This window comes from Rhodoferax antarcticus ANT.BR, from assembly GCF_001938565.1.
Taxonomy (GTDB): domain Bacteria; phylum Pseudomonadota; class Gammaproteobacteria; order Burkholderiales; family Burkholderiaceae_C; genus Rhodoferax; species Rhodoferax antarcticus.
In genome coordinates this window covers 101,736-123,636 of sequence record NZ_MSYM01000016.1, presented here as the reverse complement: position 1 = coordinate 123,636, position 21,901 = coordinate 101,736, and the positions used below count along the sequence as shown (strand labels likewise).

Annotated in this window: 21 protein-coding genes, 1 pseudogene and 1 riboswitch; of the genes and pseudogenes, 17 read left to right on the top strand and 5 right to left on the bottom strand. The window is 56.8% G+C overall.

From position 1 onward, the window contains the following. Positions 1–206 precede the first annotated feature (206 nt). The 10 genes from fdxA to BLL52_RS14665 all read left to right on the top strand — a co-directional run bounded on the left by fdxA (position 207) and on the right by BLL52_RS14665 (position 8,611). Entirely contained in the window at positions 207–536 is a 330-nt protein-coding gene (gene fdxA, locus BLL52_RS14710; protein WP_075587426.1) for a ferredoxin FdxA, read from the top strand. Positions 537–559: 23 nt separating this feature from the next. After that, positions 560–1,612, top strand: coding sequence for an NAD(P)/FAD-dependent oxidoreductase (locus tag BLL52_RS14705; RefSeq protein WP_075587425.1), 1,053 nt, complete (start codon positions 560–562; stop codon positions 1,610–1,612). 172 nt (positions 1,613–1,784) lie between these two features. Further along, positions 1,785–1,893, top strand: a riboswitch (TPP riboswitch). A 77-nt stretch (positions 1,894–1,970) separates the two neighbouring features. After that, on the top strand, positions 1,971–3,317 hold the full coding sequence (locus tag BLL52_RS14700) for a purine-cytosine permease family protein (protein WP_075587475.1): 1,347 nt from the start codon (positions 1,971–1,973) through the stop codon (positions 3,315–3,317). Next, on the top strand, positions 3,314–4,390 hold the full coding sequence (locus tag BLL52_RS14695) for an FAD-dependent oxidoreductase (RefSeq protein ID WP_075587424.1): 1,077 nt from the start codon (positions 3,314–3,316) through the stop codon (positions 4,388–4,390). Before BLL52_RS14700 ends, BLL52_RS14695 begins: the two co-directional genes overlap by 4 nt. After that, positions 4,387–4,584, top strand: coding sequence for a sulfur carrier protein ThiS (gene thiS / locus BLL52_RS14690; protein WP_075587423.1), 198 nt, complete (start codon positions 4,387–4,389; stop codon positions 4,582–4,584). Before BLL52_RS14695 ends, thiS begins: the two co-directional genes overlap by 4 nt. A gap of 152 nt (positions 4,585–4,736) precedes the next feature. Then, positions 4,737–5,558 (top strand): thiazole synthase, encoded by an 822-nt coding sequence (locus tag BLL52_RS14685; RefSeq protein WP_075587422.1) that lies wholly within the window; start codon positions 4,737–4,739, stop codon positions 5,556–5,558. Between the two features lie 85 nt (positions 5,559–5,643). Further along, positions 5,644–6,621 (top strand): thiamine phosphate synthase, encoded by a 978-nt coding sequence (locus tag BLL52_RS14680; RefSeq protein ID WP_075587421.1) that lies wholly within the window; start codon positions 5,644–5,646, stop codon positions 6,619–6,621. A 272-nt stretch (positions 6,622–6,893) separates the two neighbouring features. Further along, on the top strand, positions 6,894–7,568 hold the full coding sequence (locus BLL52_RS14675) for a CsgG/HfaB family protein (RefSeq protein WP_075587420.1): 675 nt from the start codon (positions 6,894–6,896) through the stop codon (positions 7,566–7,568). Positions 7,569–7,583: 15 nt separating this feature from the next. Then, complete coding sequence (locus BLL52_RS14670; RefSeq protein WP_075587419.1) at positions 7,584–7,952, top strand: DUF4810 domain-containing protein; 369 nt, start codon at positions 7,584–7,586, stop codon at positions 7,950–7,952. Further along, positions 7,949–8,611 carry a DUF799 domain-containing protein gene (locus BLL52_RS14665; RefSeq protein WP_075587418.1) on the top strand — a complete coding sequence of 221 codons (663 nt, stop codon included), beginning with the start codon at positions 7,949–7,951 and terminating at the stop codon, positions 8,609–8,611. The genes BLL52_RS14670 and BLL52_RS14665 overlap by 4 nt, the downstream gene beginning before the upstream one ends. A gap of 140 nt (positions 8,612–8,751) precedes the next feature. Here the strand turns inward: BLL52_RS14665 and BLL52_RS14660 are convergent. After that, positions 8,752–9,099: pseudogene (locus BLL52_RS14660) on the bottom strand (bifunctional hydroxymethylpyrimidine kinase/phosphomethylpyrimidine kinase); the annotation flags it as partial. Positions 9,100–9,104: 5 nt separating this feature from the next. Here BLL52_RS14660 and BLL52_RS21515 point away from each other — a divergent pair. Together BLL52_RS21515 and BLL52_RS14655 are read left to right on the top strand one after the other, a co-directional pair. Beyond that, positions 9,105–9,269 (top strand): hypothetical protein, encoded by a 165-nt coding sequence (locus BLL52_RS21515; RefSeq protein ID WP_241839192.1) that lies wholly within the window; start codon positions 9,105–9,107, stop codon positions 9,267–9,269. Positions 9,270–9,293: 24 nt separating this feature from the next. After that, positions 9,294–10,082: a hypothetical protein gene (locus BLL52_RS14655; RefSeq protein ID WP_075587417.1), complete on the top strand. Its 789-nt coding sequence runs from the start codon at positions 9,294–9,296 to the stop codon at positions 10,080–10,082. Between the two features lie 179 nt (positions 10,083–10,261). On the opposite strand, the gene BLL52_RS14650 is transcribed toward BLL52_RS14655, so the two are convergent. The 3 genes from BLL52_RS14650 to BLL52_RS21510 form a co-directional block, all read right to left on the bottom strand. Next, entirely contained in the window at positions 10,262–10,561 is a 300-nt protein-coding gene (locus tag BLL52_RS14650; protein ID WP_075587416.1) for a hypothetical protein, read from the bottom strand. Continuing rightward, the gene (locus BLL52_RS14645; RefSeq protein ID WP_075587415.1) at positions 10,551–11,615 is read right to left on the bottom strand and encodes a hypothetical protein; all 1,065 of its coding nucleotides are present in this window, start codon (positions 11,613–11,615) and stop codon (positions 10,551–10,553) included. The genes BLL52_RS14650 and BLL52_RS14645 overlap by 11 nt, the downstream gene beginning before the upstream one ends. A gap of 713 nt (positions 11,616–12,328) precedes the next feature. Then, positions 12,329–12,643 carry a KilA-N domain-containing protein gene (locus BLL52_RS21510; RefSeq protein ID WP_241839190.1) on the bottom strand — a complete coding sequence of 105 codons (315 nt, stop codon included), beginning with the start codon at positions 12,641–12,643 and terminating at the stop codon, positions 12,329–12,331. Positions 12,644–13,238: 595 nt separating this feature from the next. Here BLL52_RS21510 and BLL52_RS14635 point away from each other — a divergent pair. The 4 genes from BLL52_RS14635 (at position 13,239) to BLL52_RS14620 (ending at position 17,909) form a co-directional block, all read left to right on the top strand. Next, positions 13,239–14,627: a tyrosine-type recombinase/integrase gene (locus tag BLL52_RS14635; RefSeq protein WP_075587414.1), complete on the top strand. Its 1,389-nt coding sequence runs from the start codon at positions 13,239–13,241 to the stop codon at positions 14,625–14,627. 2 nt (positions 14,628–14,629) lie between these two features. After that, positions 14,630–15,289 (top strand): hypothetical protein, encoded by a 660-nt coding sequence (locus tag BLL52_RS14630; RefSeq protein WP_075587413.1) that lies wholly within the window; start codon positions 14,630–14,632, stop codon positions 15,287–15,289. Between the two features lie 120 nt (positions 15,290–15,409). Next, a complete protein-coding gene (locus tag BLL52_RS14625) occupies positions 15,410–15,625 on the top strand; it encodes a helix-turn-helix transcriptional regulator (protein WP_075587412.1) in 216 nt (71 codons plus the stop codon). A 4-nt stretch (positions 15,626–15,629) separates the two neighbouring features. After that, positions 15,630–17,909 carry a DUF5906 domain-containing protein gene (locus BLL52_RS14620; RefSeq protein ID WP_075587411.1) on the top strand — a complete coding sequence of 760 codons (2,280 nt, stop codon included), beginning with the start codon at positions 15,630–15,632 and terminating at the stop codon, positions 17,907–17,909. Between the two features lie 192 nt (positions 17,910–18,101). Here the strand turns inward: BLL52_RS14620 and BLL52_RS14615 are convergent, their stop codons facing one another. Then, positions 18,102–18,548 (bottom strand): terminase small subunit, encoded by a 447-nt coding sequence (locus BLL52_RS14615; protein ID WP_075587410.1) that lies wholly within the window; start codon positions 18,546–18,548, stop codon positions 18,102–18,104. A gap of 116 nt (positions 18,549–18,664) precedes the next feature. Here BLL52_RS14615 and BLL52_RS14610 point away from each other — a divergent pair, with 116 nt between their 5' ends. Continuing rightward, positions 18,665–21,886 carry a helicase-related protein gene (locus BLL52_RS14610; protein ID WP_075587409.1) on the top strand — a complete coding sequence of 1,074 codons (3,222 nt, stop codon included), beginning with the start codon at positions 18,665–18,667 and terminating at the stop codon, positions 21,884–21,886. Positions 21,887–21,901 lie beyond the last annotated feature (15 nt).

Here is a 21,901-nt window from a genome sequence, read left to right as displayed (position 1 = left end):
AATAAGGCTTTTTGCGCCGCACAAATTGTGCCCCATCATGGTTGCCAACAATTCCGCTGTTGACCGCCCCGTGGCACGGCATGGCGCGGCGCGCTGAATTGACGCATGTCAACGCCATGCGGCGGGTGATCTTCTATGCTCGCGGCCTGTTTGTCGCAACGCCTTAAAATCGCTGCTTTTCCAAATCTAACCGAAGATCGCTCAACATGACCCATGTCGTCACCGAACCCTGTATCAAGTGCAAGTACACCGATTGCGTTGACGTTTGCCCCGTGGACTGCTTCCGAGAGGGTCCGAACTTCTTGACCATCGACCCCGAAGAGTGCATTGACTGCGCTGTCTGTATCCCCGAATGCCCGGTGAATGCCATTTACGCCGAAGAAGATGTGCCGAAAAACCAGCGCCACATGACCAAAATCAACGCCGAACTGGCGCTGCTCCCGAGTTGGAAAACCATCACCAAGCGCAAAGCACCGTTGCCCGAGGCAGAAGAGTGGAAAGACCGCACCGACAAGCTGTCGGAACTGCAACGCTAAACGCCGCACACTGACAAACCGCCGTGATTGAAACCGACGCACTGGTCATCGGTGCCGGTCCGGTGGGGCTGTTTGCCGTCTTTGAGCTGGGTCTGCAAGGCATTGCAGCCCAGGTGGTTGATGTGCTCGATGAGCCGGGTGGCCAATGCGCCGCGCTTTACCCGGACAAACCCATTTATGACATCCCCGGTGTGCCGCTGTGCACTGGGCGTGAGCTCACGCGCAATCTGCTGCTGCAGATTGCCCCCTTTTCTGCGGGGTTTCATTTCAGCCAGCAGGTTGAAGCGCTGGCGCGCCAGCCTGATGGCCGCTGGTTGGCCACTACCCGCATCCACCCGCACACCCAGCAACAGTTTCTGGCCCGCACGGTGGTCATTGCAGCTGGCGTGGGCGCTTTTGTGCCCAAAGAACTCAAAGTAGAAGGCCTGGCCGCTTTTCAGGGCAGCCAGTTGTTTTACCGGCTCAAACCAGACGATGTTTTTGCGGGCAAGCACGTGCTGATCGTGGGCGGTGAAGACGCCGCGGTGCACAGCGCCATTGCGCTGGCGCAAGCCGGGGCGGCACAAGCGCTGAGTGTGACCGTCTTGCACCGGCGCGACGTGCTGCAGGCGCCACCCGAGGAGTTGGCCAAATTTGCCGCGCTGCGCTCGGCCGGCCGCATTAGTTTCGTGGCCGGTCAAGTCAGCAGCATCCAGACCAGCGGTGAACGCCTGACGGGCGTAGCCATCAGCACCCCGGACGACCAATCGCTGACTCTAGCGCTGGGTGGTTTGCTGGTCTGCCAGGGCATCAGCCCCAAGCTGGGGCCAATCGCTGATTGGGGCCTGGCGATGGAACGTAAGCAACTGGTGGTGGACACCGCCAGCTTTGCCACTAGCGCGCCCGGTATCTTTGCGGTGGGCGATGTCATTGCCTATCCGGGGAAGAAAAAACTCATCGTCAGCGGCTTTCACGAAGCCACGCTGGCTGCTTTTGCCGCCGCTGCGCTGATCCATCCAGAGGCCTCCAACGTGCTGCAATACACCACCAGCAGCGCGGTGTTGCAGCAGCGGCTGGGGGTTTTGCCGCAACCTTAAAGCTTTGCAGCCACCCTTTGGCCACGGGTCAAACTGTGTAACTTTTATTAAATTGATAGCTGGTAGCGCTTGTCAGTCAAGGGCTAGATGCCTATTTTTCATATAAACCGTAGGCTGTCCTTGGCAGCCCGAATCCGCGTCTAAAATTCACCCGCGCTGCCTTTTTTGGTGGCGCACACGCTAGGGGTGTTGGCCCGCAGTGCAAGCTGCAGGCCGACTGAGAAAGTCCCTTTGAACCTGATTGAGGTAATCCTCGCGCAGGGAAGCCAGTCTGACTGCGGGTGTTGCCGCCTTCTCTAGCAACGTCAACCCGTCTGGATTTACGCTGACCTGCCAAACTTTTGCATGGAGCAAACGGATGGCATCGACACACAGTGGCCCTGGCCCTGGCTCGACGCTCGCGTCGACTTCAAGTTCTTCGTCTGCGTCGAATTCCGCCCTTACACCGATTGTCGCCAGCGAACGCGTCTTTCAATGGAACGACCATGCCGCGCTGTGGTTCAGCCTGGGCGTGGGCCTGCTGGTGATGCAGATTGGCGCGTATCTGGTGCCCGCTGTGGGCAGCCGCGAAGCGGTCATTGCCATCTTGCTGGGCTCGGTCGTCGGCTCGGGCCTGCTGGCCTGGACGGCGCGGCTCGGCTGCGAAACCGGCTTGTCCAGCGCCGGGCTGATGCACGCCACCTTTGGCAGCAAGTTTGGCCGCCTGCCGGTACTGCTGAACATGGCACAACTCATCGGCTGGACCACGTTTGAGCTGGTCATCATGCGCGACGCGACCGCAGGCATTGGCAAACAATCTTTCGGGTTGGCGTTGGGCGGCCTCGGGGGCGTCGCGGCCACCACGCTGCTGTGGGGCGCGGTGCTGGTTGCGCTGCTGGCCGGATCAATGACTAAAGTGGTGCGCAAACTCATCAGCCGTGTTGGGCTGCCGCTGGTGGTGGCCTCGCTGATCTGGCTGACCTGGCAGTTCGGCAGCCAGTTGCAGACGCAGGGCTTAGGCGCCTTCTGGGCGCGCCCCGGCGATGGCAGCATGGGCATGCTTTCCGCCATGGACTTGGTGATTGCCATGCCGGTGTCTTGGTTGCCCTTGGTGGCAGACTACGCGCGCCACGGCAAAAGCGGCCGCAGCGCGATGAGCGGCACCTGGCTCGGCTATGCGCTGGCCAATATCTGGTGTTATGCACTAGGTGTACTGGTGGTGAGCGTGGCCCAGCCCGACACCGATCTGGTTACCGCGCTGCTGATGGCGCAGGGCGGCCTAATGGCACTGAGCCTGATTCTGATTGACGAAATCGACAACGCCTATGGCGACGTGTATTCCTGCTCTGTGTCTGGCCACAGCCTGAAACCGCGCTGGAGCGTGCGCCAGTGGGGCATTGGCGTGGCGGTGGTCTGCACCGCGCTGGCGATGGTGCTGCCCATGCACAGCCTGGAGCCGTTTTTGCTGGTGCTCAGCTCGGTGTTTGTACCGCTTTTCGGTGTGATTCTGGGACGCCTCGCCATGGGCTCACCCGACCTGTCTAGCTCTAACCGAAAGGTGGATTGGACAGCCGCTGGCCTTTGGCTGGTAGGCATTGCGTGCTATCACTTGCTTGGCAATTTTGCGCCGCAGTGGGGCTCTGCCCTGCCGACCTTGGCGCTGACTTTTACGCTGGCGTGGCTCACACGGCCAGCAACAACAACTTTACAGGAGGTGAGAGTATGAACATCGTTATTTTGGGTGCTGGCTTGATGGGCCGACTGCTGGCATGCTCGCTGGCGCGTGCGGGTCACACACCGAGCGTTTATGAGGAGCGCGACGCCGACTCCCGGGGCGCAGCCGCTTTTGCCGCCGCTGCCATGCTGGCACCGCTGGCAGAGTCCGCCATTGCCGAAGATTTGGTGGTGCGCATGGGCCAGCACAGTTTGGCGCGCTGGCCAGAGCTGATCGGCGAGCTAGATACACCGGTCTTTTTCCAGCGCGAAGGCACGCTGGTGGTGTGGCACCGCCAAGACGCACCGGACGCCCAGCGCTTCAGCCAACTGCTGGCCGCCACTGGCGAGCGCCTGCCTGAGCTGCCCGTGCCGCAGACACTGGACGCTACCGGGCTGGAGGCACTGGAGCCCGGCATGGGCACGCGTTTCACCCAAGGCCTGCTTCTGCCCGGCGAAGGCCAGTTAGACAACCACCAGCTGATGGACGCGCTGCTGGCGCAGATGCAGCGCCTGGGTGTGGCGCTGCACTGGAACAGCCCGCACAGCCCGGCAGACTTCACCCCCGGCCAGGCGGGCCAGCCCGACTGGGTGCTGGACTGCCGTGGCCTGGGCGCACAGCCCCAGTTGCCCGAACTGCGCGGCGTGCGTGGCGAAATCGTTACCCTGCACGCGCCCAACGTGACCTTGTCGCGCCCCACCCGGCTGATCCACCCGCGCTACCCGATTTATATCGCGCCCAAGCTGGACGGTTATTTTTTGGTGGGCGCCACCGAGATCGAGTCCGACGACACCTCACCGATGAGCTTGCGCTCCTGCCTAGAGCTGCTGAGCGCTGCCTACACCGTGGACAGCGGTTTTGGCGAGGCACGCATCATTGAGCTGGTAGCGCAGTGCCGCCCCGCCCTGCCCAACAACCAGCCCGCTGTACGCTGGTTGGGCGAGCGCACGCTGCAGGTCAACGGGCTGTACCGACACGGCTACCTGATCTCGCCCGCGATGCACGACGTGGTGCTGGAACTGGTCAACGCGGGCACCTCACCGCTGGCTCAGCAGCTGGATCTGGCGCTGGAGGCCGCGCCATGAAAGTGCTGATCAACCGAACCCCCTGCGAGCTGCCCGAAGGTGCCACACTGGCCCAGGCCGTGGCTGCCAGCCTAGTGGCACCGCCGTTTGTAGCGGCGCTGAACTTGCAATTCGTGCCTAAAACCCAGTATGACCAGACCCCGCTGGCTGAGGGTGACCAGATCGAACTGATTGCGCCGGTGGTGGGCGGCTAGCCCAAGACAGCTTTGGTTGCGGACCTTGAGCAAACACCCCGTCACTGCGAGCGTAGCGGGGCAGTCCATGCGTTCGAAATTCAAGGATTGTTACCACCCGCTGTCCATGTCGCCATGCCAAAAACAACTGAATTTCACACACAGTCAAGACCATGAACACGCATCACATCCCGTTAGAAACCGTGCCACTCGACCCGCTGGTTTTATACGGCGAACGGTTCGCCAGTCGCTTCCTGCTGGGCACATCACGCTATCCTTCTCCGAGCATTCTTCAAGCTGCTGTGCAGCGCGCCCATCCCGCCATGCTGACCGCCTCATTGCGCCGGCAAAACCTGGCCAGTGGTGAAAACTCCAACCGTTTTTGGCAACTGCTGGCCGACCTGGCGGTGCCGGTCCTGCCAAACACTGCTGGCTGCCACAGCGTGGCCGAGCTCATCACCACCGCGCATATGGCGCGTGAGGTGTTTGCCACCGATTGGCTCAAGTTGGAGCTCATCGGCGACGACTACACGCTGCAGCCCGACACTCTGAACATGGTCGAGGCCGCCCGCCAGCTCATCCAGGACGGCTTCAAAGTGCTGCCCTATTGCACCGACGACCTGGTGCTGTGCCAGCGCCTGATCGACGTGGGCTGCCAGGCGCTCATGCCCTGGGCCGCGCCGATTGGCACCGGCAAAGGCCCGATCAACCCCTACGCCTTGAAAACCCTGCGCGCGCGCCTGAGTGTGCCAATGATTGTGGACGCGGGCCTGGGCCTGCCCTCACACGCCGCACAGGTGATGGAATGGGGTTTTGACGGCGTGCTGCTCAACACCGCCGTGGCGCTGGCGAATGACCCGGTCCGCATGGCCGGCGCTTTTGCCGCCGCCACCCAGGCCGGGCGCGATGCGTTTCTAGCCGGCACCATGATTGAGAAAGACGCCGCAGAACCCAGCACGCCGGTGCTGGGCACGCCGTTTTGGCACCAGGCCTGACAAGGCCGCTGCGCCAGTGGTACTAAACGATCACCAAACCTCAACCTTCGCATACTCACCACACCACTTCAGCACACCACCCACCATGAACATCGTGACAGACCTGGCAAGCCGGGCACAAGCCATCGTCAGCGCCCACACCGCGCTGGCGCTTGAAAGCCATCAAGATTATGAGCTTTTTAGGCCTCTAGCCCTTATAGATAAAGCGCCTGTAGCTATTGAAACTGAGACAGCCGACGATATCTATCAGGCCGCCAAAATGGCCTGCATGGCGCTGGATTTCATCGATGCGGATGCTGACTGCATCGCCCAAGCCTGGCAAGCGCAGTCTCTGCGTACGGGCTACTTTGATGCCCAAACCTGGCCCACCGAGCCGCAAGACTTTGGTCTGCGCCCCTTGCCGCGCACCGATGCGTTTGCCATCTGCCCCCACCAGCTTGGTTTGTATACCGTGCTGCCGGATGCTGCCTGGGTGGGGCGCATGGCGCGTGCCGGTGTGCCCACGGTGCAACTGCGCTTCAAGTCAGACGATGCGCACGCCATCGTCCAGGAAGTGCGTGCTGCGGTAGAGGCCGTGCGCGGCACCGATGCGCTGCTGTTCATCAACGACCATTGGCAAACCGCCATCGACGCGGGTGCCTACGGCGTGCATTTGGGCCAGGAAGACCTTGACAGCGCAGACTTAGATGCCATCCGCGCGGCCGGGCTGCGCTTGGGCCTAAGCAGCCACGGCTATGCAGAGATGCTGCGCGCCGACCATTTGAGCCCCAGTTACATCGCCATGGGCGCGGTGTTCGCCACCACACTCAAACGTATGGTCACCCCGCCACAGGGTCTTGCACGGCTGAAGGTGTATGCGCAGTTGCTGCGCAACTACTCGACCGTTGCCATTGGAGGCATTGATTTGGCGCGCATGCCTGAGGTGCTGGCGCGTGGGGTTGGCTCAGTTGGCGTGGTGCGGGCGCTGGTGGCTGCCGCGCAACCGCAGCTTGCAACAGCTGAGTTTCTTGACGCTTTTGCAGCACAGGTCATGGCTAAGGCATGTGACTGCTTCCCCACGTAACACGCTATGGCGCCGAGCGGCTATTGACCTGCATCAGACATTGCTCATCTAGCACGTTACCAAAAGTGGAAAAAATCAGTTATGCAGTTGAGCCCGGTTACATTCGAAGTCGAATATCAAACACGGAAAAATGTGTTTGACAAAACGCTGGCGAACCTGTTTTAGATGCAAGCAGGTTATGTAAATATATGCAAAGCCATCGCACAACGGACTTGGTGAAAATTTTTCATGGAATCGTTTCGCCAAGTAGTTATTTTAAGGAGTGAAATTTAATGAAAAGATATGTTTTTCTGGCGTGCAGCGCGGTAGTCTGCCTATCGTTTTACGGGTGTGCTCACCAAGAAGAATCACGGTCTCTGGCAATTCAAAAAGTTGAATCCGCGGGTCAAACTTATACCGGTGCACGCGTCCCAATTTCAGTTGGTAAGTTTGACAATCGATCTTCGTTTATGCGGGGTGTATTTTCTGACAGCGTTGACCGCTTAGGAAGTCAAGCTGCAACTGTTTTAGTCACTCATTTGCAGCAAAGTCGCCGCTTTAGCGTGTTAGACCGCACAGTGATGACCGAAATTAAAGAAGAAGCAGGACTACAGAAAAAGGCACAAACACTCAAAGGCGCAGACTTTGTAATCACGGGTGATGTTTCAGAATTTGGACGTAAGGATGTTGGCGACAAACAGCTATTTGGAATCCTCGGACGTGGAAAAACCCAAATTGCTTACGCCAAAGTAAATCTCAATATTGTAAATACGTTAACTTCTGAAGTAGTTTATTCAACTCAAGGTGCTGGCGAATATAGTCTCTCCGAGCGTGAAGTCATCGGTTTTGGAGGAACTGCTGGCTATGACTCGACTCTCAATGGAAAAGTTTTAGATCTCGCGATTCGCGAAGCAGTCAATAGTTTGGTCACCGGCATAGACAGTGGCGCATGGAAACCATCTCTTTGACATAAAAAAATATATATGTTTAGAAACAAACTCAGCATTGTAACTTTTTTGTTGGCAATTGGTCTGCAGAGTGGCTGTGCAACCAAGCCATCAACCATATATCAGTGGGAAGGTTACCAAACCAACGTGGACGCATATTTTCGAGGTGATAAAGTGAGCGCCACCGAACAAACTCAACGTATGGAAGAAGATTTAAAAAAAATTCGTGCTAGCGGTGGAAAACCTCCTCCTGGATACAACGCGCATTTGGGATTACTTTATGGTCAACAGGGCGACCTAGATCTGTTTGCGCAACAAATGGTAGCTGAAAAGAATCAGTTTCCAGAGTCCGAGACCTTCGTCGATTTTTTGTTGCGGAACTTTAAGAAAAAGGAAGTGAAATGAGCTGGCTACAACGCTTAAAAATTACTGCCACAGTTATCATCGTCCTTACAGCGACCGGATGCGCGTCGACGAAAGCGCCTTTTGACTACTCTGCCTTCAAGGAAAGTAATCCTCATTCAATTTTGGTACTGCCGCCGGTAAATAATTCACCAGAAGTGCAAGCATCTTATAGCGTCTTATCATACGCAACCAGACCGCTCTCAGAAGCAGGCTTCTATGTCATGCCAGTAACGTTAGTGGACGAAGCCTTCAAAGAAAATGGAATTTCGCAGCCGTCTGATATGCATGCGACCTCACCAGAAAAGTTACGACTTATCTTTGGTGCAGATTCCGCACTTTATATCACCGTCTCGAAATATGGGCAAGTATACGCTGTTCTGAGCAGCGCATCAGTGGTAACTGCTGATGCGAAGTTGATAGATTTAAAAACCGGTAAGCAATTGTGGAATGGTAATGCATCCGCTTCAAGTGAAGAGGGAAAAAATCAACAGGGTGGTTTGGCTGGAATGCTAATCTCAGCATTAGTGAATCAAGTGATTGGGACTGTGTTTGATCAGAGTCACGTAACCGCAGGTATCACTACTACTCGTTTGCTTTCAGCGGGTATCCCGAATGGAATGTTATTCGGACCACGTTCACCGAATTACGTTAAAAACTAACATTCAGCAGTAAAACTTCTGCATTTGGTGGATTGCGGCGCCCAGCCAGCAACCCACCAATTTTCAATTCCCGCACGGTGACCGCCGATATATACAGGGTTGCGAAACACACGTCATCGGCTGATTACGCCAAGCATTTATCACATCGCGCCAAGCAACGACATGCGCTCAAGACACGGCTTAACCCGCATCACCACCGGCGCAAACCCGTGATTCAACGGCCCACTTCCCTGTCCGGTTTTCACGGATGCCCCGGCCAGCAAGGCTGATCGCACAAAAGAGCGCGCCTGCTGTACCGCCTCGGCCAGCGTCAGCCCCAGCGCCAGGTGCGCGGCAATGGCACTTGACAAGGTGCAACCGGTGCCGTGGGTGTTGGCGCTTTGGATGCGCGGGGCTTGCATCCACAGGGGCTCGGCGTCGGTTGCCAGCAGCAAGTCCACCACCTCATCGCCCGGCAAATGGCCGCCTTTGACCAGCACCGCGCGTGCGCAAGGTGTCCAACACACGCCGCTTGATGGCGCTGTCGCGCCTGCTGACCACCATGCACGAGGTGGACATGGCCGCGTGGGACGGCTCCAAAAAACTGGTGATTGACACGCTGGATGCAGAACTTGCCCGACTAAAAAAAGACGATCCGAACTTTGATGCGAAGTTATAGGGCTCCGGCCAGATCACGCTGAACGTGGTGATTGTTGAGCAAGGCACATGCAAGGAAATTCAGGAGCAGACCCTCACCGTGCCATTGGACGAAAAGAGCATTGACGACCTGTTCAACCGAGCCGGGCAGCGCTTGGGCGAAGGTCTGCATCTGGACTACTGGCAGATGCACTACGACCAAGACGAGGCAGATGAAATGCCCAGCCGATCAAGGCTTGAACTGTTCCTGATGCTGCAAGACGAGAAAACGTGGATGGCGCTGGAAGTGGCGAAAGACCTCGAACCGCTTTCATTTTTGCCACCGGCTGAAATCATGGCCGCAGTGGACGCGAAAGACCCGGCTTTCAAGCGCTACGACAAACACTTGTATCTGGATGCCAATGGGCATTTTGTGGCTGTGCTAAATACCTGGGAACAGCCGGTTATTGAGGAAGAAATGGCGCGGTCGGATTTTGTTGGCTGGCTGCGCAATGTGCCACGCAAGCCGTGGGCGCTTGCGTTGCCGTATGAACTGGGTGGCGAAGCGCGGCCGATGTACCCTGACTTTTTGGTGGTGCGCAAGGATGGTGATAACCACATCGTGGACATTCTTGAGCCGCACTCACCGGCGCTGTCGGACAACTACGCCAAGGCTAAGGGTCTGGCGCAGTTTGCCGCCAAACACGCGATGGCCTTCGGGCGCATTGAGATGATCCGGATAGTGGGCAAAGACATCAGGCGGCTGGATTTGATTGATGCAGCGACGCGCAAGAAGGTGCTGAAAGTGGATAGCGATGCCGGGCTTGATTTGGTGTTTGACATCGTCAACGCCTGATGCGGATGCCTGGCACGGCTTGAGGCTTCAGGTTCACCAGGCGTTTTCATTGCTCAGAATTGCTATGTTATTTATAGCTTCTTGCGCATGTTCTATAAGGGCTAGAGGCTTAAAAGGCTTGTAAACAGGTAGGTTTTCACATGCACCCTGAGCCTTTGGCAACGGGCCATTGCATTCAATTACTTTGACGGTGTTTGCGCCTCAATAGCGCCACCTTCTACGAGCTTGCGTTCATAGGTGTCACGGTCCAACGGGCATTCAATCAATAGGTCAAAGTTCAGACGGCTCAACTTGCATTGCCCAGCCATCATGCCGAGCAGGCTGTCATCAAGTTCTTTGCATCCATGGCTGGTCTTGGTGAACACGCTGGTTTTCTTGCCAGCCTTGGTGAAGTAATAGAAATAGCTGTGGTCGCCTTCTTTGCGTTGAAAGCCCTTTTTCGTCAGGCTCCTTTCCACGTCACCGGGCTTACGCACCATGGGCAACCTCGCTGAACGCGGCCAGTAAGGCTTGTTTCATTTTGATGGCCATGCCGTCAAGCGAATCATTGTCAGCAAGGGCATATTCTTGCCAGAGCATCCCGATTTGTTCGCTCAATTCGCTGACCAACGCATCGCGTGTGCGGGCAAATGCGTCGATACCCAATTCAGTGTGTGCGACGCAAATGAGTTGCTTCGTTTCGTCGGTGACGGGCTCCAAGGTGATGCTCTCTTTGGCCTTGAGTACCAATTTGCCCACCTTGACCGTGTCGATCAATAACGGGGACAAGTCGAGTTCTCTGATGTCGTTGACGTTGGTGATCTTTCTTGGCGCGCCTGCATCATCCAGAACGATCAAACCGGTGACCTGGATCAAGTCGCGCCGGTTTTCAATCAGCAGATCTTCAATGGTTTCGTCGTAGACACATTCCATCTCGCGCTTGGTAGGCGGGTAAATGATGGTGACGACACGGTTGGTAAAGTTGATATTGGTGAGGTAGCCGGTCACAACCTGGGATTCAGCCTGTTCATCAGCAGGAACAATAGCTGCCCTGATGGTTGCCTCACTTTCGGTGTTGAGTTCACCGAATTCAGTATTTCCAGCATCCCACAATTTCAACGACCATTTGGCATCAGCGCGAGGTGTCATTCCGCGAATTGCCTCCAACAGCCGATGGCGCAAGCTCACATCAGGCATGGCCTTATTGATGGCCTCGGAATCCCGTTTGGTGATGCCGCCGATGATCTTTTTGAACACGTCCATGGCAGCTGTGATGTGTTCTGCCAGTAGGTCTTTGCCACCCAATTCAATGGGAACCGCATAGCAGCCAGGCACGGGCAGACGACACACCAATTGAAAGCGGCTACGAGTTGCAGCGGAAATGCGTGCGCGCTGTTGAACTGTGCGCCCCTCGACGTGAACCCCAATCAATTCGAAACTGCGCTGTGCGCTGGTAAGAATCTGCGCGAGCACTACGGCTGGAACAGCGTCACCGTTTTCGGTTCCGGTTTCAATATGCAGGCTGAACGCAGTTTTCCCGGCAGGGTTGGTCATGAATGGGTTGATCGCTAAGACTGGAATGTTAAAAGTGAAGCACGAAGCCAGAAATTATAGGGATGCTGGAGCGCCGTCGGTCTTTATTGGACAGTGTGGACGCGTTCAAGTCAAATAAATGTGAACGGCTACTGGTGGAACCAGCAATTCAAAGCGCGAAGACACGCCGCCTGACGCCGGCGGGTTGTTGGTGGTGCTGTTGGGCTTGGTTTTGGTGATTGTTACGCTATCTACTTGATAGCTGCTTGCGCATGCTCTATAAGGGCTAGAGGCATAAAATGCATGTAACCCGGCGTAAACGCCGGGTTACCTTTCATTTTTAGCTAAATAAGCAGTGGCTTGTTTTCCAAACTCTTGATACTTGGATTCGACAACAAAGATGTGAGCTGACTTCTGGCCAGCGTGTTCAACATCACAAGCCTATCGCTCTGGTTCATTTTTTACTGGATTAACAATGCGTTCTGGCTTTCCAGGCTAGACATCACAACCAGTTGTTCCCTAGATGCGTTGTCACGAATATTGCCCTCAGCATCAGGGTTGGCTCTGCGCCACTCCTTAGCGGTCAACCCAAACAGCGCTTTGTTCAAAATGTCCGCCTCGCTGGCATACACAAATCCCACTTGTGCCCCGGTAAGTTATGCCGGGATCAAATGTTCCTTGACTGCGTCTGTATGAACCCTGTACTGAACTTTTGCCAGCGAGCGGCGGATGCTCTATTCAATTCCGCCGGAAAGCGCCTCTTGCTCTTTGAAGCGCTGGACTTCCTTGATCAGGTACAGCTTGAACTCAGGGCTCAGCCAGGATCCGAATTCAAAGGCAATGTCTTTATGAGCGAAGGTGCCCCCATCGCGCCCAGCACGCGCAAGCAGGCCGATTCCCTTGGTCCGCTCTGTCCACTGCTTGGCTGACATCACAAACCGGTTCAAACCGGCTTCATTTTTAATTAGGTGGAATTCCACCAGATTAAAACCAGGATTGTTCAATTGCTCCCAAACACCCAAAAAATCGACGGTGTTCTTGTTTTGCAATCAATTTTTGATAAGTTGGTCAGCGCCATTGAAACTTTTGGTCATGTCGGTAAGGTTGATGTAGTCCTCATCGTCCTTTGATGTGAGATTTACCTCAACGCCCTTAACCGTCAAACTTTTATTTGTGACCATGATTTCTCCGAACGGGGGATCGATTTTCGCACGTTAGATTCCGCCACAGCACTCCAACGACAACCCAGGGCGTTCAAATTACAGCGAGTCGATGACCGATTTGAGTGCAGGCAATTTAGATAGATAACCACCAGCTTTTGTAGTAGTGGGGGCAATGGTGGGGGCAATTTGACAAAGCCGCGCCAGAAAGAAGAAAGGACCTAGCCCCTTTCGAAGCTAAGTCCTTGATTCATATGGTCGGTGTGAAAGGATTCGAACCTTCGACCCCTTGCACCCCATTCAATCGTATTAATGCTTTTTGCGATCTTAAGATTGCTTCCAATTTCAACAAATCGTTATAAATCAACCACTTATAAAAACACCACTTCCAACAGCGTCCAGCGCGATACAATGAAAGCCACCGAGAAACGGCAACCGAACGGCAACCAGAAATCGGGTTTTCATATCGTACAAGGGGTAGCTGATGAGTGTCATTACCGACAAGCAAATGCAGGCCGCAGCAACTGCTGCCGACATCTGGATTACCGAGGATGGCCCACGTGGCGCGGGCCGCTTCCTGGGGCGCATCACCCCACGCGGTGAACGCGCCTTCTACTTCCGACACACCACTAGCGATGGCAGCCGCGACACCCTCCCCGTCGGCATCTACGACCCAAAAGGCCGCGCCGGATTCAAACTATCCGATGCGCGGGCTAAGGCAGACCATTGGTCCAAGTTGTACCAGTCGGGCATCAAAGACCTGCGCAGCCACTTCGCACAAACCGAGGCCGACCGTGTCCAAAACGACGAGGCCGCCCGCAAGCAGGCTGAGCTGACCGCCAAGCAATCCGAGCTGGAGCAGCAGCGCCGCTTGACCATCAAGCAGCTGTTCGACCGCTGGGCTGCCACCGAGCTGACCCCCAATGTGCTGGCCAACGGCAAACGCAGCGGACGCAAAGACGGTGGCCAGTACAGCCGCGACCAGTTTGAACGGCGCATATTCCCGGTTTTGGGTGAAGTAGCCGCCGTCGATGTGCGCAAAGCCGACTTACTCGCCATTCTGGATGCCGTGAAAGCCGAAGGCAAACTGCGCACCTGCAATGTGCTGCTTACCGACTTGAAGCAAATGTTCCACTTCGCGCTGGCGCGTGAGATCGTGGACCGCAACCCGCTGGACACCATCACCAAGCGCCAAGCCGGTGGCGCGGAAACGGAACGCGAACGTGTGTTAACCGCCGACGAGGTGGTGGCGCTGGCTCGGCAGCTACCCAAGGCCAATATGGGCCTGCGCAGCGTTTGCGCCGTCTGGCTGACCCTGGCCACCGGCTGCCGCGTCGGCGAACTGATGAACGCGCAATGGCAGCACATTGACCTTGAGAAACGTACCTGGCACCTGCCCGACACCAAGAACCAGCGACCGCACACCGTCCACCTAAGTGACTTTGCGGTCAAGCAGATCCAAAACCTGGCGACCATGCGTGTGCTGTTTCCTGATGGCCTGCCCTGCCATTGGGTTTTCCCGAACACCAAAGGCAGCAACGCACTGGACATCAAGACATTCGGCAAGCAACTCTCTGACCGCCAGCGCCCGCCCGAGAAACGCCTGAGCAACCGCACCGCCGCCACCGAATCGCTGAGCCTGCCTGGCGGCAAATGGACTGCGCACGACCTTCGCCGCACCGCCGCGACCACCATGGCCAGCCTAGGTATCAGCAGCGACGTGATCGACGAATGCCTGAATCACATGATCCAGAGCCGCGTGACCCGCATTTACATCCGCGACCGGCGCGAGGGGGAGCAGTTGAAGGCGTTTGATGCGCTGGGCCAACGGTTGATGGAGTTGGTAGCGCTGGCCACCCAGAAAGTGGCGTAAGTATGGCCACCCGCAAGCAAGCCACAACCCGATTGGCCAAACGACTCGCGTCGGTAGATGCGTTGAAAACAGTGCTCACCAGCATCCCCAAAGTTGACCCTGACGTAGTGCAGACTGCGACTGCCGAATTAATGAATGCCGCAGACGACTACATGGCCTCCCAGCCGCTAGTCGACCCTAAGGGGCGACGCAGCAAACCCAACTTGGCTGAAGCCCGCGCCAGCGTGGCGGCTCTACAGAAGCATTTGGCCAAGGCACTAGAGCAACTGTCTGTCTTGCCCTTAGATGCACGGACGGCTATCGGCCAGGCGACCAACGCGCCACTTGGCAAGATGCGGTCGGATATCGAGCAAGTACGACAAGTGGTCGAAAAGGCATTGGTCGAACTATCCGCCCGCCCACGCAAGATCGCCGATGCCGCCCGCAATGTTCTGGCCTATCAGGTGGCCGCGGTGTTTCGTGACACTCTCAAGGTGAAGCCCACATCCACCAGCGATAAGCAACTGACGGCGAATATGTCCACCGCACGTGGTGGAGCTGCCTATGCCCGCGTACTGCGTGCCACGCTCAAGGCCGCAGGAGTAGTCAACTACGACCCTGGGCCTCTGATCGCGGCTGGTCTGACTTTGCTCAAAGACCCCAACCTGCCGTCTGCAAAGTGAACTTCTAGGCTATCCGGCGCAATTTTTGGCTGGATTCAAGGTAAGTTCAAAGGGGCCATTTTCTGCACATTAACGCTATGCCTTAGACACCCGTCCAAGGCGCTTCAACAGGAGCGAAACATGGCCACAGCAGTCCACAGCCCACAAGTCATTCTGAGGCGCACCCAGGTGCAAGCCCGCACCGGCATTTCGCGCTCGGGCATCTACCAGAAGATGGCCGATGGTGAATTCCCAAAATCCATTTCCCTCGGCCCCCGCGCAGTCGGTTGGCTCGAATCCAGCATCGACGGCTGGATTCAAAGCCGAATTGCGCTGTCCTCGAAAGTTGAGGCATAACACCATGGCCGCCAACACCAAACCCAAGTCGCGCAAGACCCAAACCGCCAAAGCGCTCCTGAGTCTGACCATGAACTTTGGCTACCGCAATACGGATCGGAACCCCACCCAGAAAGTACTGACCTGGGCGGACTTGGTCCAGCGGTTCAGCGTGCCCGACCTCAAGCGCGGCACGTTGACGCTTGCGGAATATCTTAAGTTGGACAAGAAACTCTCGGCCCAAAAACGCATCCGCGACGGTGAAAAGAATGGTGCCTATTTCATCATGGCTGCATTTTCAAAGTCAGGCACCCGCGATGCCATTGATGTTTCTTTCATGAGTGCGTTCACAGGCGATATTGACACTGGAAAGACTGGCAAGGCGCTCCTGCAAGCCAAGCTCAAAGGCTTTCAATTCCTGGCCTACAGCTCCTACAGTCATAGCTCAGCTGTTCCCATGTGGCGCTTCGTGATCCCGTACAGCAGGCCCGTGACGGCAGCTGAGCATGAAAAGGTCTATGCCTACTTTCAGCAGGCCTTTGGCGATCAACTCGACAAGCGCTGCAGAACCACCGCACAGCTCTGGTACACCCCGGCGTGTCCGCCGGATGCGGGGGCGCTATTTGAGTTCTTCACTGGCGACGGTGAACTGCTCAATCCTGACTCCATTCCCGATGTTGCCCCCAAAATGCCCACCCAAAGCACCGCACTTGTCGTCGTCCCCCAAGCACCCATCAAAAGCCTATCAGTCCATCAACTGGGGCGCGTAGAGAGTGCCTTGGCGGCCATCCCCTCCGATGACCGAGACATATGGGTCCGGATCGGTCTGGCGCTGCGTCAGTCGCTTGGGACTGAGACAGGTTACAAACTCTGGCTAACTTGGTCGAAGAAGTCAACCAAGTTCGACGAGCATGATGCCGAGGCAACCTGGCATAGCTTCAAAGACCAGGCGGTTGGCGCTTCTGTGACATTGGGCACCGTTTTCTACGTGGCGAAAGAAAATGGATGGATTGACCCGCAGCGCGAGATGCCAGACAAAGTTCAAGCGCTCGACGACACGCATTTCGTGGCCTTTGAGGGCGGCAAGTGCTGGGTGTTCAAAGAAGACTTCGACCCGGAACTGAATCGCAGCATGCTCAATCGCATGGGGGTTGAGCCGTTCTGCAACTTCTACTGCAATCAAAAACTGGCTGTCCCACAGGGTGAGAGCTTCAAGATGATCCCCATCGGCTCCCTCTGGTTTGATCACCCTGCGCGGCGCTCTTTTCACAAGGTCGTTTTCATGCCGGGGATGCCTACGCCCGATGGTTGTTACAACCTATGGAGAGGCTTTTCTGTGGCGCCGATACCGGGTAGCTGGTCGCTGCTGCACCACCACATCCTTGACGTGATTTGCGCGGGTGATATTTCTTGCGGAGAATACTTGCTGAACTGGTTAGCCTTCGCCGTCCAATACCCCGATAAATTGGGTGAAGTGGCCGTTGTTATGAAAGGTGAAAGGGGTACCGGCAAAGGAAAATTGGCCTATTTCTTTGGTCTGCTTTTCGGCGAGCACAGTCTGCAAATCAACCAATCCAAGCACCTGGTCGGCAATTTCAACGCCCACTTGCGCAGTTGCGTTTTTCTCTTTGTGGATGAAGCGCTTTGGGCGGGCGACAAACAGGGTGAAAACGTCCTCAAAGGCTTGGTTACTGAGCCAACAATCCAGATCGAGGGCAAGGGCGCCAACCTCATTACCGCCGCGAATCGGTTGCACATCATGATGGCATCCAACAATGAATGGGTGGTCCCTGCGGGCAACAGGGAGCGCCGCTACTTTGTGCTGCAGGTCAGTGACAAGCACATTCAGGACAAACCGTACTTCGCAGCCATCGACCATCAGATGCTGCACCAAGGCGGCCTTGCCGCCATGATGCACGACCTGTTGAATCGGGACCTCTCTGCTTTCGACGTACGCAGTTTCCCGTGGACGGATGCCCTTGACGAACAGCTGTTGCGCTCCCTGGACCCAGCAATGCAGTGGTGGATGGATTACCTGGGCAAGACACATACGTGCTGGGAGTTCCCCATCAGGGGCGTCATAAGTGAAGCGTTTGCGCTGGCCAACGGTACGTATAACAGCAAAAGCTCAGAGACAAAACTGGGTATGTTTTTGTCGAAAGTCGTTCCTGGTGGAGTAAAAAAGGTGGTTCATGCATCGGTAGCAGGTGCCAAACCGAACGACTGCTACCAGCTTCCCAATCAGACCGCTTGCCGTCAGTCGCTGATCAAACAGCTGGGGCTTAAAAATGACCCGTGGATTTGATGGAGAGTAGTGTTTGGCCCCACCTATGCTTACCTTCGCTTTGACCTAAAAAATGGCCATAGTGAGAGTGGGCGCGGGTCCTGACACCTACAACACCTCCACTACCTTGTTTTAGAAAAAAGGAAATCCGTCTCCCAAAAGCCATGTTCAAGGAGGCAAGGTGAGTAAGGTGTATCGCCTAACCACCTCCCATCACGCCTCGTTACCCACTGCAATCAGGGCGATCAGTTCTGAATCCGACAGCCGCTGCAGCCGGTCCATCTCCACCTCGCCCCTCAAATCGACAACCACCTTCGGTGGCTCCTGGTTGAAATAGCCAAAAATTAGCGCTATCTGGCGCATCGAAGCAATCATCGCAGCCGGGTTCTCCATCAGCTTGGCCATATTAAACGCACCAACCAGCTCGTTAACCACTCGCTCCCGTGTGTAACCAACCTCCACTGCAGCAACCGTCTGCAATTCCCGCACTCTGCGTGCAATCTTTTCTTGCTTCAAAAGCCTGCACGCTGTTACATGCGACGACGCAGCGGAAAATCCGGCGAGCCGCGCCGCTCGCGCCCCCGAGCCGCGCCCGGCCCCAACCATATGCTCACAAAAGAGCTTTTGACGGGCTGTAAGCTGGTTTTTGTGCATATTCATTAGCAAATATTAGCCGATTAAGATGCTCGATGCTGGTGTTTTTAGTGATGCCTTCCACCCCCGGTATATAGTCCAAGCAAAACACAGAACAATCGTCTCTAGGGGAGCGGCACCGCATGAAGTTTGTCAGCAACGCAGGCCAGGAACGGGTCATTGATCTCTTGCGTCCGGCGCTGCAGCCCGGCCACCAAATAGACGTCCTCGCAGCAAGCTATTCACTGTTTGCCTATGCCGCTTTGATGGCCGAGACCGACCAGGTCACCAAAGCCCGCCTGATAGCGCCGCCACTCTTGTCCGGCAATCAAATTGACCCTGATGCCATACCGCCCCTGCTGGGCAATGCTGCCGACCGCGCCGCCCGCAACCGCCTCCAAACCCGCTGGTTGGCTCACCGTTTTGGTGAATGGATTACCTCTCGCGCCGAGGTCCGCCAAAGCCGTGGCCCCATTCCCCAAGCCGCCATGGTCGTGCGCGACGCCACTGGCACGCCACAGCAGGCTTTGCTGGGTTCATTCAGTTTCACTACAGATGGACTGGGCCTGACTCCCGGCAACCCCCTGAGCCTGATTCAGGCATCCGAAACCCCTGCCGATGCACACATGCTCAGCCAATGGTTTGAGCAGCAATGGGCGGGTTTGCAAGCGCAGCCAGACGCCAAGCCAGCCCTGCTAGCTGAATTAGCGGCCTTAGCCGCCCACCAATCCCCCAAACACGTCTACGCCGCCATCCTGCACCACGTCTTTCGCCAAAACGGCGACGGCATGGACGAAGACCGCATCGTCAACGCCGCCACCGGCATCCGCAACACCGTGGTGTGGAAGAAGCTCTACAAGTTTCAGCGCGACGGTGTCGTCGGTGCCATCGACAAATTGGAGCGTTTTGGCGGCTGCATCATTGCCGACAGTGTGGGCCTGGGCAAAACCTTTGAAGCCCTGGCCATCATCAAGTACCACGAGCTGCGCAACGACCGTGTGTTGGTACTGGTGCCCAAACGCCTGCGCGACAACTGGACGCTGTACAAGTCCAACGACCGACGCAACATCCTGGCACCGGATCGCCTCAATTACGACGTACTCAACCACACCGACCTCTCACGTGACGGCGGCCAGTCCGGCGACATTGATCTGACCCACGTTAACTGGGGCAATTACGACCTGGTGGTCATCGACGAGTCGCACAACTTCCGCAACAAGAAGTCACCGCGCAAGGGCATCGAGACCCGTTACGACCATCTGATGCGCCGCATCATCCGCGAGGGCGTCAAAACCCGCGTGCTGATGCTGTCGGCCACCCCGGTCAACAACCGCCTGGCCGACCTGCGCAACCAGATCGCCTTTGTCACCGAAGGGGACGACACAGCCCTGTCTGCCCATGGCATTGCCAGTATTGAAGTCACCACGCGCCGTGCGCAAACCGCGTTCAACCGCTGGCTAGACCTGCCAGAAGCAGACAAGAAGCCCGGCCAGCTCATTGACATGCTGGGCTTTGACTACTTCGCCCTGCTGGACCACTTGACCATCGCCCGCTCGCGCCGCCATATCGAAAAATACTACGGTACAACAGAGACCGGTCGCTTCCCCGACCGTCTGCCACCTATCAACATCAAGCCCGACGTGGACTTGGCGGGTGAATTCAGTTCCATCCGCGAGATCAACACCGAAATCCGCCGCCTCAACCTGGCCAGCTACGCGCCACTTCGCTATGTGCTGCCCCACAAGCAAGCCGCCTACGATGCCAAATACAGCACCGAGATTCGAGGCGGCCAAAGCTCATTCAGGCAATCTGACCGGGAAGAAAGCCTGATACATCTGATGCGGGTCAACGTATTGAAGCGCATGGAAAGCTCCGTGGCCTCTTTTGCCCTCACCGTCGGGCGGCAACTGCGCGACGTCGAAGCCACCCTGGCACGTATCGACGCCCACGCCACCGAGATTGAAGAATTCGACATTGCCGACATCGAGATCGACGACCCGGCGTTTGAATCCCTGTTGGTGGGCAAGAAAGTTAAGGTATTGCTCAGCGATGTGGACCTGATCCGCTGGAAACAAGACCTGACCGAAGACCGCAACCGCCTGGCTACCCTGCATTCGGTCGCCCAACAAGTCAGCGCCGCCCGTGATGCCAAGCTCAGCGCCTTGCGCGAGTTGATCGCCAACAAGTGCCGCAACCCCACCAACGCCGGCAACCGCAAAGTCATCGTCTTCACCGCGTTTTCCGACACCGCCGCCTACCTGTATGAGAACCTGGCCGATTGGGCCAAAGCCGACTTGGGTCTGGAATCGGCCCTGGTCACCGGCTCTGCGGGCATCAAAACCACCCTACCCGGCCTGCGCAAGAACCTGGGCACTGTCCTGTCTGCCTTTGCGCCCCGCGCCAAAGAGCGCCCCGCTGAGATGGCCGTCGAGGGCAACCTCGACCTGTTGATCGCCACCGACTGCATTTCTGAGGGGCAGAACCTGCAAGACTGCGACTGGCTGATCAACTTTGACATCCACTGGAACCCGGTGCGCATCATTCAGCGTTTTGGCCGTATTGATCGCATTGGCTCACCCAACAACCAAATCCAACTCGTCAACTTTTGGCCCAACATGGAGCTAGAGGAATACATCAACCTGGAGCAGCGCGTCAGTGGCCGCATGGTCTTGCTTGACGTTTCCGCCACCGGTGAAGAAAACCTGATCGAGCAACAGTCCGGCAACCCCATGAACGACCTGGAGTACCGGCGCAAGCAGCTCCTCAAGATGCAAGAGTCCGTCATTGACATGGAAGACCTGTCCTCCGGCGTTGCCATCACCGACCTGACCCTCACCGATTTCCGTATTGACCTGGCCGAATACCAAAAGCAACACCCCGATGCCCTGAATAGCCCGCAGGGGTTTCCGCTGGGATTGAGCGCAGTCACCACCACGCTGGATGCCGATATTCCGCCCGGCATCGTGTTCTGCCTGCGTGCTGTGGGGCCGGGCGCTCAAAAGGGCATAGACCCTGGCTACCCCCTTGCGCCGCACTACATGGTCCATGTGGGCGACGATGCCGCCGTGTTGCTGCCCTACACCCAGGCCAAGCGCGTGCTCGACCGCCTGAAACGCCTGTGTGCAGGCCGCGACCTGCCCGATGCTTCCGCCGGTGCCCGCCATGACAAGGCCACCAAAGGCGGCGAAGACATGCGCCAGGCCCAGCGGCTGCTGGCCCAAGCCATCGCCTCCATCGCCGGTAAAAGCACCGAACGCGCCGTGGCCAGTTTGTTTACCCCCGGCGGCACCCACGCCCGCCCAGGCGAGTTTGCAGGCTCTGCCGACTTTGAAGTCGTTGCCTGGCTGGCCATCCTGCCTGTTTGACCCCGCAGTTGTAGT

Bases quoted from the DNA above. Each gene is read 5' to 3' on its own strand.
- BLL52_RS14670 (WP_075587419.1), top strand. From the start codon at position 7,584: ATGTTTAGAAACAAACTCAGCATTGTAACTTTTTTGTTGGCAATTGGT.
- BLL52_RS14625 (WP_075587412.1), top strand. From the start codon at position 15,410: ATGGCCACAGCAGTCCACAGCCCACAAGTCATTCTGAGGCGCACCCAG.
- BLL52_RS14680 (WP_075587421.1), top strand. From the start codon at position 5,644: ATGAACATCGTGACAGACCTGGCAAGCCGGGCACAAGCCATCGTCAGC.
- BLL52_RS14620 (WP_075587411.1), top strand. From the start codon at position 15,630: ATGGCCGCCAACACCAAACCCAAGTCGCGCAAGACCCAAACCGCCAAA.
- BLL52_RS14700 (WP_075587475.1), top strand. From the start codon at position 1,971: ATGGCATCGACACACAGTGGCCCTGGCCCTGGCTCGACGCTCGCGTCG.
- BLL52_RS14650 (WP_075587416.1), bottom strand. From the start codon at position 10,561: ATGGTGCGTAAGCCCGGTGACGTGGAAAGGAGCCTGACGAAAAAGGGC.
- BLL52_RS14610 (WP_075587409.1), top strand. From the start codon at position 18,665: ATGAAGTTTGTCAGCAACGCAGGCCAGGAACGGGTCATTGATCTCTTG.
- BLL52_RS14615 (WP_075587410.1), bottom strand. From the start codon at position 18,548: ATGAATATGCACAAAAACCAGCTTACAGCCCGTCAAAAGCTCTTTTGT.
- BLL52_RS14635 (WP_075587414.1), top strand. From the start codon at position 13,239: ATGAGTGTCATTACCGACAAGCAAATGCAGGCCGCAGCAACTGCTGCC.
- BLL52_RS14630 (WP_075587413.1), top strand. From the start codon at position 14,630: ATGGCCACCCGCAAGCAAGCCACAACCCGATTGGCCAAACGACTCGCG.
- BLL52_RS14645 (WP_075587415.1), bottom strand. From the start codon at position 11,615: ATGACCAACCCTGCCGGGAAAACTGCGTTCAGCCTGCATATTGAAACC.
- fdxA (WP_075587426.1), top strand. From the start codon at position 207: ATGACCCATGTCGTCACCGAACCCTGTATCAAGTGCAAGTACACCGAT.
- BLL52_RS14695 (WP_075587424.1), top strand. From the start codon at position 3,314: ATGAACATCGTTATTTTGGGTGCTGGCTTGATGGGCCGACTGCTGGCA.
- thiS (WP_075587423.1), top strand. From the start codon at position 4,387: ATGAAAGTGCTGATCAACCGAACCCCCTGCGAGCTGCCCGAAGGTGCC.
- BLL52_RS14685 (WP_075587422.1), top strand. From the start codon at position 4,737: ATGAACACGCATCACATCCCGTTAGAAACCGTGCCACTCGACCCGCTG.
- BLL52_RS14665 (WP_075587418.1), top strand. From the start codon at position 7,949: ATGAGCTGGCTACAACGCTTAAAAATTACTGCCACAGTTATCATCGTC.
- BLL52_RS14675 (WP_075587420.1), top strand. From the start codon at position 6,894: ATGAAAAGATATGTTTTTCTGGCGTGCAGCGCGGTAGTCTGCCTATCG.